The sequence below is a fragment of the Acinetobacter sp. IK23 genome (assembly GCF_035615275.1).
Classification (GTDB): Bacteria; Pseudomonadota; Gammaproteobacteria; order Pseudomonadales; family Moraxellaceae; genus Acinetobacter; species Acinetobacter seifertii.
Map to the genome: position 1 here is coordinate 65,627 of NZ_JANBNX010000017.1, position 11,769 is coordinate 77,395.

The window sequence follows — 11,769 nt, forward strand, 5'->3', positions numbered from 1 at the left end:
TTATGTCTGAACAAACAGCCCAGCGTCAATATTCTATTGGCTGGATTATGTTGCTCGCGTTACTCACGGCTTTAGGGCCTTTATCTATTGATATGTACTTACCTGCGTTGCCTCAAATGGCTCACGACTTTGGGGTAAGTACGCAAATGGTGGCAAACACACTACCAGCTTATTTTTTTGGTCTAGCCATTGGACAGCTGGTGTATGGCCCATTAAGCGACCGTATTGGAAGAAAGAAACCGCTTTATTTTGGTCTCGCACTTTATGCTGTTGCAAGTTTATTGTGCGTGCTTGCTAAAAATGAATGGGGTCTGATTGCAGCGCGTATTTTACAAGCTTTAGGTGGTTGTGTTGGTGTGGTTATGGCTCGCGCCGCTATACGCGATCGGTTAGATGTGCAAGGTTCGGCACAAGCTTTTTCTAGCATGATGATCGTGATGGGTTTAGCACCTATTTTGGCACCCATGATTGGAGCTTGGATTTTAATCTGGTTTCCGTGGCAAGCGATTTTCATTACGCTTTCAATTGTGGGCGCGATATGTTGGCTATGTGTACATTTCTTTTTCAAAGAAACTTTGGCAATTGATAAAAGACTGAAACTATCTTTATATCAAGTGGCTACCTTATATGGTGCTATTTTCAAAGATGCGAGTTTCCGTTTACCTATGTTCGCAGGATGCTTAACAGGTGCAGCGTTATTCTGTTATATCAGTTCTGCTCCAGCTGTTTTTATGGACCAATATGGCCTAAATCAGCAAGAGTTTGCTTATGTATTTGGTCTCAATGCTTTTGGTATTATGCTGATGTCATCGTTAAAAAAGCATTTAACAACACGTGTTGAAATTACCAAGCGTTTAAAAGCAGGTTCAATGGTACAAGTAACTGGGGCTAGCATTGTATTAATTGCTGGTTTAATCCCTATGGCACCTTTATGGCTTGTAATGTTAGGACTATTTTTAGCGATTTCAGGAATTGGATTAACAGGACCAAATGCTATGGCACTTGCAATGTCTAAGCAAGGTGCTCGTGCTGGAACAGCAAGTGCAATTATGGGTAGTATGCAATTTGCTTGTGGATTATTAGGTGGCTTGCTTCTTAACTTTCTTGTTTGGTCTGCATCACTCAATATGGGAATAATGATGGTGCTATTTACTTTAAGTGGCTTCATTGTTGTTTTAAAAGCGACGCAGCAGGCAAAAAGCAAACCTCTCTCATAATTTAAGAGAGGTTTACATAAACTTTTAATCTAGAAAGACTGCAAAATTCTCTACAGGTTCTCTAGGAGTAATAAAAGTATTTACAATATGTGCGGGATCTGCATGACCTAATGCAATCGCACATACTAGATCTTCATCGTCTGCGGCCCCTAAAATATCTAAAACTATCGGGTGGAAATGGTTCCAAGCTGCCTGTGGACATGTATCTAAACCGCGGGCCTTAGCAGCTACCATGACATTCTGGATCATCATTGCGATATCCATTTTTGAACCAATTCCCATCGCTTTATTGACTGTAAAGAAAAGTCCAACTGGTGCATCAAACAGTTTGAAATTACGTAACTGTTGAGCAGCCATTTTTTCTCTTTCTCCCTTTTTAATGTCCAATAGACCGTAGAGTCCCCAACCATTTTCACGGCGACGGTCAATAAAAGGTGAAACCCATTTTTCAGGGTAATAGGCAAAAGTTTCTTTATATTGTTCTGCAAGTTCAGGATTTTTGGAAATCTCTATCTCTGCTGCACAGACACGCTCTACCATTTCATCACGTTTTTGCCCCGTCACAACATAGACTTTCCACGGTTGAGTATTCGTTCCGGAAGGAGCGCGACTTGCGACTGTTAAAATGTCTTTAATGATTTGCTGTGGTACTGGAGTGTCTAAAAAGGCACGTACAGAATGTCGAGAGGTGATAGCCTCGTCAACAAGATGGACTTGTTCCAAACTCATGATTACTCCTGATCTTATTCTCTAAAATCCAATACGTTTTGATGCTTCATTTCACATCTTGAAGTTGCTGCATTTATAAGCAAAAAATATTAGAAAAGAGATATCCTTATATGTATGATGATGCGATTCGTTTAGACATAATGGCTGATTAATTATAATTCGAATATGCCACTTTTGACTTAAATGCACAAAATAGTGCGAGTTTGTCGATTATAAAAAACAAAGATTAAGCTTGGGTGAGCGAAAAATATTCAATTAGAAAAAAGGTAGAATATGTTTAAAAACAGTACAAAACGGATGACTTTATATAAAAAATAACCAATTTTCATATAAAGTTTTAATGAAAAACATACACAAAAGTTTAAATTTCTGCATAATACCGACTTTTTTACGCAGGTATGATTTCTCCATACTCACGTTAGGAAAAGTAGTGGCTGCATAATAAATACTTTTACAAAAAGATTTTTATGCAGAAGTGGAGAAATACACGAGGTATAAGGAGCTTTACATGAGTTTACCGCTCATCAACAAGCAGTTCATGAAACAAGGATTGGCGATTACCATTGCGACCATGAAAATGAACTTAACTCACGCAACGACTAGGCTAAAAAAAATACAACAGCTTGGTACGCATCTCAACGCACGCTTCTTGAGTAGCAAGGATCGGGGCGCAGATAGTCGCGTTATAGCGCTGGCTTGTTACAGTCTTTGAAATTTATATGCAGTTTAGACATTCGCTCAAAAGTATATGTAAATATGCTTATGGCTTAAATCCAGATTTTTTATAACTCGATTAATTGATGTGAATCATTAAGCGAGCTGATTTAGCGGTGGTCATTTGTTAGTTTCCAAGTTTGTAGCCGAGTCGATGCATGCTGTTCATCCCAATGGGACTATGTTCAGTAATGCGATGAATTCATTTTATTTGAAGAGTGCTTTCTCTCATGCAACCTTCAAAGGCTTAGTGCTGGGCATCATGTTGCTTAAACTTGTGACGATAATTGCTATTCAATTGACATTAAAAGTTTTTTCTTAAATGTACTGAAAAAGTCCCAATTTTGAGGGGCTTTTTTGTTTATTGCAGTATTTTGGCTTGTGCTAATAGCGCATTAGCAAGAACGTAAGCGGACCGAGTATGAATGAACAACTCAATGCGACATTGATGTCGTGGGTAAAATTTTTTAATGACCCTTTATGGGATTTCCTAGTTATTTTCTTGCTGGCTGTCGGTATTTTTTATACGGTCTTAACTGGAGCAGTGCAAATTCGCATGTTCTTGCAAAGTATTCGTGTTATGAAAAGCAGTCGTACTGAAGGCGAAGACGAACATGGTCTTACACCTTTTCAGGCATTTGTAACAGGTCTTGCGAGCCGTGTTGGGGTAGGTAACATTGCTGGTGTAGCAATCGCGATCGCAATTGGTGGTCCTGGTGCAGTGTTCTGGATGTGGGTAACAGCTGTTCTTGGTATGAGCTCGGCTTTTATTGAGTCTACACTTGCTCAGTTATTTAAAGTTCGAGATAGCAAGAGCAAGCAGTTCCGTGGTGGACCGGCTTACTATATTACTCAAGGTTTACGTAGTAAAACCTTCGGTGTAGTTTTCGCACTGGCATTAATCTTTACTTACGGTTTTGTATTTAACTCAGTTCAAATCAATGCAATTGCTAATGCATCTTCACATGCATGGGGTTGGGACAAGGCCAATCTTATTGCTCATTTAGGTGGTGTTGATTTAGAAATCTCTTGGGTTGGTATTGCGCTTGTCGTTATGGTTGCATTGGCAATTTTTGGTGGTATCAAACGTATCGCTAAATTTGCAGAAATGTTCGTACCTTTAAAAGCAGGTCTTTACCTATCTGTTGCGCTATATATTGCATTAAGCAACTATGCAATTTTGCCTGATATTTTAAAGCTGATTGTGACTGAAGCTTTCCATTTTAAGTCTGCGGCAGGTGGCTTCTTTGGTGCTGCCGTATCAATGGCAATGATGCAAGGTATTAAGCGTGGTTTGTTCTCAAACGAAGCTGGTATGGGTTCTGCGCCAAATGCTGCTGCTGCGTCTGATGTAAAACATCCTGTAAACCAAGGCTTAGTACAAATGCTTGGTGTGTTTGTAGATACTTTCATTGTATGTACAAGTACTGCAATTATCATTTTGGTTTCTGGTGTTTACCATGATGCGGGCTTCGTTGGTGTTGAATTAACTCAACGTGCTTTAGAAACTCAAGTTGGGCATTGGGGATCGGACTTCCTTGCAGTTCTATTATTCTTGTTCTGTTATTCAGCTGTACTAGGTAACTATGCCTACGCTGAAGGTAATGTGCAGTTTATTAATAACAATCCGAAAGTCATGTTCATCTTCCGTATTTTTGTATTGGTAATGGTGTATTTCGGTGCAATTGGTAGTGTTCCACTCGTTTGGTCAATGGCTGACTTGTTTATGGGTATCATGGCGACGATTAACTTAATTGCAATTTTACTATTAACACCAGTGGCACGTACTTTGTTGAAAGACTACCGTGAGCAATTAAAACAAGGTATTAAAGAACCAGAGTTTAAAATTAATAAATATCCAGAGCTGAAGAAAAAAGTCGATTCAGATATTTGGTAATTTTCAAAAAAGCCTCTTAGAAATAAGGGGCTTTTTTTATACACCATAAAAACACTTGAGTATAAATTTTAAACATGACAAATTAAATAAATTCAATACAGCTTTTCACAGAACGAGCAACTAAACTTGCAGTTCGAAATTTAACGTCATAGTGCAAAGATGGGTCATGAAACAGCTTAAATTGTGGATTATCGGACTTTCTATGGTGTTGGCTGGCTGCCAGACCACCTCACACTTATCTGCCTTAAAACCACAGACGGCAGAGGCATACTCTCGTTTTGTTGACCAACCCTTTGCAAAAATTAAGAAACAGCAGAAAAAGCCAGTTGTCGCGCTAGTGTTAGGTAGTGGTGGTGCACGTGGATATGCGCACATTGGCGTGATTGAAGTTTTAGAACAGCATGGTATTCGTCCTGATTTTATTGTAGGAACCAGTGCAGGCAGTATTGTTGGGGCAATTTATGCGAGTGGAAAAACACCCGATGAATTGCGTGATACTGCATTGAAAATGAAAGCAGGCGACGTGCGTGATATTAGTATCGGTTTAAAAGGTTTTTTTGACGGTAAAAAAGTTGAAGACTACGTAAATCAACAAGTAAATAACTTACCACTCGAAAAAATGAAAATACCAATGTACGTGGTTGCAACAGAGCTTAAGCATGGTACCAAAACCGTATTTAATTACGGTAATACTGGTCAAGCTGTAAGAGCCTCTGCATCCATTCCAAGTATGTTTATACCGACTAAAATTGGTAAATCTGAATATGTAGATGGTGGTTTAGTCAGTCCGGTACCTGTTGAAGTTGCACGTGATTTAGGTGCTGATGTTATTATTGCTGTCGATATTTTGGCCCAACCGATTTATACAGAAACTTCGAATGTATGGGGGCTCTTCAACCAGAATATTAATATTATGCAAGGGCGTTTAGCTGCTGAAGAACTTCAATATGCAGATGTCGTGATTCAACCAGATTTAAGAGAAAAAGCACATATTTTTGATGTGAAAGGCCGCGAAGCTACCATGAAAGCAGGTATAGATGCAGCAAATGCAAAACTGTCTGATATTCAGTTTGCAATTGATGAAAAATAGCTGAACAGAATCTTTCTACCGATGGTTTAAGTGCCCAGTCCAAATAAATCAAAAGCAAGTATATGAAAACTAAATAAAAGCCCTGTTCGGGCTTTTTTGTTGAAAAATAAAAGATTTGTATGTGCTGATAAAAATTTTTGTATAGTGGAGCTATGCTGAAAACTCCTCATGACAGATGTGAGAAATTCATGCTATTTTTCAAAAAAATAATTGATTTGTAACATATTGAGGCCGACTAATTAGATGATTCAGCAACAGGTAAAACAAGAGTTTCCAACATTAGAAGATATACATGCCGCTGCAGAGCGTTTAGATGGTTTAGTGGTTAAAACCCCCTTTGTTTTTTCAGAAACCATTTCTAAAACCCTAGGGGCAGAAATGTGGCTGAAATTTGAAAATCTACAATTTACGGCTTCTTTTAAAGAAAGAGGCGCATTGAATAAACTCTTGAGTTTATCCGAACAAGAAAAGCAACATGGTGTAATCGCTGCTTCAGCAGGTAATCATGCACAAGGGGTTGCTTATCATGCTCAGCGTACAGGCGTAACAGCCACTATTGTCATGCCTAAATCGACGCCTAATGTGAAGGTACAACGAGTACGTGAATACGGCGCACGCGTTATTTTGCATGGTCAAGACTTTTCTGAAGCTGCTGTTGAAATGCACCGTGTCGCTCAAGAAGAATCTTTAACCATTATTCATCCTTTTGACGATGCTGAAATTATTGCTGGTCAGGGAACCATTGCGCTCGAAATGCTTGCAGCTGTTCCTGAACTAGACATTTTAGTAGTACCAATTGGCGGTGGTGGTCTCATTTCTGGTATTGCGATTGCAGCAAAATCGATAAACCCTAAAATTAAGGTCATCGGGGTTCAGTCAGTTGTATACCCAAGCATGGCGAAATTGCTTTGTAACTATCAAATTGCAGTTTCATTAGGTTCAACCGTAGCTGAAGGCATTGCGGTTAAAACTCCGGGTGAGCTGACGACCCAAGTCGCTAAAGAATACGTTGATGACATTGTTGTTGTCACTGAAGACATGATTGAAGAAGCAATTGCGCTGTTACTTAATATTGAGAAAACAGTATGTGAAGGAGCAGGGGCGACAGGTATTGCTGCAATTATGTCTCGACCAGATCTATTTTTAGGTCATAAAGTCGGGGTTGTTTTATCTGGAGGCAATATTGATACACGAGTGATGGTTTCCGTATTACAGCGTCACTTGACGCGTACGGGGCGTATGGTTCGTATTCGTGTCGAATTACCAGATAATCCAGGTGCTTTAGCGCGTTTAACAGCAATTATTGCTGAGCAAGGCGGTAACATTTACGAACTGCGCCATGAACGCTTTGCTGCCACAAGTCGTGCCAAAGAAAGTGCGGTCAGTGTTGATGTCGAGTTAAAAAGTGCTCCAGATCTGGAACCTTTAATTCAGGCTATGCAGCTTGAAGGTTATATTGTTCGTAAAGAAGAGATTTAAACACAGATATCACTATGATATAAAAGCCGTATATGGCTCTTAAGGGAGTCATATACGAAGCAATTTAAATGGATTAAATTGCAAAAAGGATGAATTTACAAAAAAACGATCAAATCCTTCAATGAAATGGGAAAAACTGACAATTCTCTAAACTTTGCCCTTCACAATTTTAAGGTTTAGGTTTTAGTATTCTCTTCATTGCAAATTTGAAGAAATATAGGGATAACAACACTCAATGTTCAAATCATTTTTTCCGTCACCACGGTATTTTTTTATATCGGCGGTTATTTGGATCGCATTAAATATGGTGCTCTGGTACACAGGTGGAAACACATGGGGAACTTTTATCGGCTTTGCTCAAGGCTATCATCAAGCTCAATTACCTGTTGGTGTTAGCCGTTTTTGGTCTCCAACTTTCTTATGGTTTTATGTCTGGTTTTTAGTCTCCACAGCATTGTTTGCTGGTTTTTGGAAAATTGTTTCTAATAATCCTTGGCAAAGATGGTCCATTTGGGGTTCTGCTTTTATTCTGTTTAACATCTGGTTTGGTGTTCAGGTCAGTGTTGCCATTAATGCATGGTATGTACCGTTTTGGGACTTAATTCAGAAAATGCTTTCTAGTGGAGGTGGAGATCTCTCTGCACTATACAGTGAAACTCTAGTTTTTCTTTATATTGCAATGGTCGCTGTAACCTTAGCTGTTATTAATGCTTTTTTTACAAGTCACTATGTATTTCGTTGGCGTACGGCAATGAATGAGTACTACACGGAACATTGGGAAAAGCTTCGCCATATTGAAGGTGCTTCGCAGCGTGTACAAGAAGATACGATGCGTTTCGCGACTATTATGGAGGACCTAGGTGTTGAACTGGTAAAAGCTGTGATGATTTTAATCGCATTTTTACCTATTTTATTTCAGCTCTCTAAACACGTTCCTGTTTTACCAATTGTTGGTGAACTAGAACATTCTCTAGTATGGGCTGCAATTGTATGGGCTGCTTTCGGTACTATTTTATTAATGGTTGTTGGTATTAAATTACCTGGTCTACAATTTAACAATCAAAAAGTAGAAGCAGCTTATCGTAAAGAATTGGTTTATGGTGAAGATCATGCGGAACGTGCAAGACCAGCTACTTTAAAAGAACTATTTAGCAGAGTTCGTAAAAACTACTTCAGACTCTATTTTCATTATGCTTACTTTAACTTGGTCGCAACTTGGTATAAGCAGTTAGACATTTTATATAGTCTAGTTGTTTTATTCCCTGCAATTGCGAGTGGGAAGATGACGTTAGGCTTGATTAACCAAATCGGTGGTGTATTCGATAAGGTCCGTGAATCCTTCCAATACTTAATTAGTTCATGGAAAACGATTATTGAACTGCTTTCAATTTATAAGCGTTTAAGAACATTTGAGGAGACTTTAAATTAAAAAGCAATCATCGTTCTTTAAGATGCCTTGATTCAAGTCAGGGCACCTTTAAAATAATCTGTTATGTATATCTTTTTATTTATAATTTTGATTTATATAATAAAATACATTTTTTGAAATATTATATTTTCACGGTATAAAATTTGCTTCTATATTGATTTTAATTTCGCTATTCGCTTAATTAATAAAAAATAATCATTTTAAGTCATTGTTTTAGATCATTAAATATTTGAATATGAGGTTAAGTCTTTGAAATCTATTTTACTTAAAAGTGCCCTTACGATTGCACTTATGACTTCTGCTAATTTGGTACGTGCGGAATTAGTAACAAATTCTCAAATCAAAAAAATATCAGGTATAGATCAACAATATATTGATTCCTCTATTAATGAAAAGAACGATTTTTATTCACATGTAAATGGTATTTGGTTAAAAAATACTGAAATCCCAGCTGATAAAGCAAGTTGGGGAGCTTTTAATCAGCTCCGTGAGTTATCAATCAGCCAAGTACATGGAATTGTAGAAGAGCTATCTGGTCAAAAGTGGGTGGATGGTAGTTTAGAGCAGAAAATAGCTACTCTATATGCTAGCTTTATGGATGAAAAAAGTATTGAAAAGCAAGGTGTTAGTCCTCTAAAAAAAGAGATAAATCAAATTGATAAATTGAAAAATAAGAATCAAATTGCAATTTTAATGGCACATTTTGCTCGTATTGATGTCAATAGCCCAATCCGTCTAAGCATTGAACAGGATATGAAACAATCTACTGAAATGGTGGCTGGATTGGAGCAAGGTGGTTTGGGTCTACCTGACCGTGATTATTATTTGAAAGATGATAAAAAATTTATTGAAACTCGTGCACAGTATTTAAAGTATATTGAAAAAACTTTAACACTTGTTGGAGACTCGCAAGCAGCACAACATGCTCAGGAAATTTTAAGACTTGAAACTCAGTTGGCAAAAATACAATGGAGTAATGTACAAAATCGTAATCTTGCAAAACGCTACAATAAATACAAAATCAAAGATTTATATAAACTAACACCTGTATTTGATTGGCAAGGTTATCTAACAGCAACTGAATTAAAAGGAAAAATTGATACTATTCAGGTAAATCAGCCAGACTACTTTCAGGGCTTAAATACAATTATTCAAGATACACCCTTAGATATATGGAAAGCTTATTTTAAATTGCATTTGATAAATAATTTTTCTCCATTACTAAATAGCGCTTTTGTAGATAATAAATTTGATTTTTATAACAAGACACTTCGAGATATTACTGAACAAGAAGCGCGTTGGAAGCGTGGTGTACAGCTTGTTGATAAGGTGCTGGGAGATGGTATCGGCAAACTTTATGTTGAAAAATACTTTCCTGCTGAGAAAAAACAACAGATGGAATTATTGGTGCAAAATCTGATTCGTGCTTATGACCAAAGCATTACAGAGTTGGACTGGATGAGTCCTGCAACGAAAATACAAGCTCGTAAAAAGCTTTCTCACATGTCAATAAAAATCGGGTATCCAAAAAAGTGGCGTGATTATTCTGACCTGCACATCGCTAAAAATGATTTAGTTGGGAATATAATTCGCGCAAGTGAGTTTAGATACCAATATGAACTTAATAAATTAGGTAAGCCGGTTGATCGTGATGAATGGTATATGAAACCACAAACGGTGAATGCTTATTACAATCCATCATTGAATGAAATTGTATTTCCAGCAGCGATATTACAACCACCTTTTTTTAATATAAAGGCAGATGATGCAGTGAACTATGGTGGTATAGGTGCTGTGATTGGCCATGAAATTAGTCATAGCTTTGATGATCAGGGTAGTCAGTTTGATGAATTGGGCAATATGAGAAACTGGTGGAATGCTGAAGATCATCAGCATTTTAAAGCTAAAACACAAGCGTTGATTGAACAATATAACCGTTATGAACCGATTGCTGGTTATCATGTTAATGGTGAATTGACATTAGGTGAAAACATTGCAGATAACTCTGGGTTAGCAATTGCCTATAAGGCTTACCAAATTGCACTAGGCGGTAAGCCAGCTCCTGTAATTGATAGACAGACTGGGGAGCAACGTTTTTATATGGGATGGGCTCAAGTTTGGCGTGCGAAAACCCGCGAAGCTCAAGCGATTATCTATTTAAAAACAGATCCTCACTCTCCTGATAAAGTACGTGGCAATGGAGCTTTAATGAATCAAAAACCATTTTATGAGGCTTTTAAAATAAACGAAGATGATCAGATGTATTTACCACCAGAGAAGCGGGTAACTATTTGGTGATTAAGAAAACCCGCGAAAGCGGGTTTTTTTATAAGTATTGGATTAGTGCGTTGCATTATAAAAATTAAGGATAGGGCCAACTAAAGACTGCTGCGATTTATCTAAGGTGACTTGAATCTCTTTATAGTTAAAAGTGTCTTCATCATAATATTTAGCAATACCATGGGTTTTATTGTTCACTTGTGGAATTTGATAACTAAAAAAAGCCACTTTTTTTGAGGGATGAACAATGTTGATGAATTTTTTAGAGTCTTTGAATCCGCCAAAATCATCTTCAACACTTTCTTTTAACAGTTCAGGAAAATACAGCGTTGCATTTGGTAATCCACACCCAACGCAAAAAGAAGAGTCATAAAGCTCTATCGCTTGTTTTTGATCTGGACTCATTACTAAAGCAAAACCAGTTCCATTCGCACCTGCATTTGCTTGTACATCTTGCCAGTTACGTGGAACCAGCACCAATCCTGTTTCAGGTAATGCAAGAAGCTTGAGTTGTTTTGCATGTTGAGCATCGAGTTTAAAATTAAAATGGCAGCTTTTAGGCGTACAGGTTTTAAAACTTTTAAGTAAACCATCTTCTATAGGGTTTTGTGCCGTTACTCCATAAAAAGGGACTGTAACGCCGTTTAAAAAATTTGCTTCTCCAAGCTTATAGAACTGATTATCTGCTTTGCGTGTTGCAGCAGAGCTATAAAAATTTGGAAAATGAGGAGTAAAGCTTTTTACTTCTGCATAAGCAGTTGAAGTGAGACTTACCAATACTGTGCATAATAAAAAATTTAATTTTTTCGGGACTGTTCTAAATTTTGTGTAAGTACTTAATTTTCATTTATCCTTCAGAGGATAATTACAAAAGGTACTTCACATGGATGAAGCAACAATCAAAAGTATGGCTGCCGAATTGGCTAAAGGTCTA

The 11,769-nt window shown here is 37.6% G+C and carries 10 protein-coding genes; 8 read left to right on the top strand and 2 right to left on the bottom strand.

Translation table 11 applies throughout. The features are described 5' to 3' along the window. Positions 1-2 precede the first annotated feature (2 nt). Positions 3-1,217 carry a multidrug effflux MFS transporter gene (locus MSG95_RS12485; RefSeq protein ID WP_324624796.1) on the top strand — a complete coding sequence of 405 codons (1,215 nt, stop codon included), beginning with the start codon at positions 3-5 and terminating at the stop codon, positions 1,215-1,217. Between the two features lie 24 nt (positions 1,218-1,241). Here the strand turns inward: MSG95_RS12485 and MSG95_RS12490 are convergent, their stop codons facing one another. Then, positions 1,242-1,946, bottom strand: a complete 705-nt coding sequence (locus MSG95_RS12490) for a nitroreductase (protein ID WP_004705792.1) — start codon at positions 1,944-1,946, stop codon at positions 1,242-1,244. 508 nt (positions 1,947-2,454) lie between these two features. Here MSG95_RS12490 and MSG95_RS12495 point away from each other — a divergent pair. From MSG95_RS12495 to MSG95_RS12525, 7 genes are all read left to right on the top strand, one after another. Then, entirely contained in the window at positions 2,455-2,658 is a 204-nt protein-coding gene (locus MSG95_RS12495; RefSeq protein WP_004705793.1) for a hypothetical protein, read from the top strand. Positions 2,659-2,841: 183 nt separating this feature from the next. Continuing rightward, positions 2,842-2,982 carry a hypothetical protein gene (locus MSG95_RS12500; RefSeq protein WP_077162500.1) on the top strand — a complete coding sequence of 47 codons (141 nt, stop codon included), beginning with the start codon at positions 2,842-2,844 and terminating at the stop codon, positions 2,980-2,982. 99 nt (positions 2,983-3,081) lie between these two features. Further along, the gene (locus MSG95_RS12505; RefSeq protein ID WP_004705795.1) at positions 3,082-4,557 is read left to right on the top strand and encodes an alanine/glycine:cation symporter family protein; all 1,476 of its coding nucleotides are present in this window, start codon (positions 3,082-3,084) and stop codon (positions 4,555-4,557) included. A gap of 166 nt (positions 4,558-4,723) precedes the next feature. Then, positions 4,724-5,647 carry a patatin-like phospholipase family protein gene (locus MSG95_RS12510; protein ID WP_324624795.1) on the top strand — a complete coding sequence of 308 codons (924 nt, stop codon included), beginning with the start codon at positions 4,724-4,726 and terminating at the stop codon, positions 5,645-5,647. 243 nt (positions 5,648-5,890) lie between these two features. Next, positions 5,891-7,126, top strand: coding sequence for a threonine ammonia-lyase (locus MSG95_RS12515; protein WP_004705797.1), 1,236 nt, complete (start codon positions 5,891-5,893; stop codon positions 7,124-7,126). Between the two features lie 235 nt (positions 7,127-7,361). Continuing rightward, positions 7,362-8,555 carry a peptide antibiotic transporter SbmA gene (sbmA, locus tag MSG95_RS12520; protein WP_025469259.1) on the top strand — a complete coding sequence of 398 codons (1,194 nt, stop codon included), beginning with the start codon at positions 7,362-7,364 and terminating at the stop codon, positions 8,553-8,555. Positions 8,556-8,804: 249 nt separating this feature from the next. Further along, complete coding sequence (locus MSG95_RS12525) at positions 8,805-10,853, top strand: M13 family metallopeptidase (protein ID WP_004705799.1); 2,049 nt, start codon at positions 8,805-8,807, stop codon at positions 10,851-10,853. A 42-nt stretch (positions 10,854-10,895) separates the two neighbouring features. Here the strand turns inward: MSG95_RS12525 and MSG95_RS12530 are convergent, their stop codons facing one another. After that, positions 10,896-11,612 (bottom strand): DUF4850 domain-containing protein, encoded by a 717-nt coding sequence (locus tag MSG95_RS12530; protein ID WP_324624793.1) that lies wholly within the window; start codon positions 11,610-11,612, stop codon positions 10,896-10,898. Between the last annotated feature and the right edge of the window lie 157 nt (positions 11,613-11,769).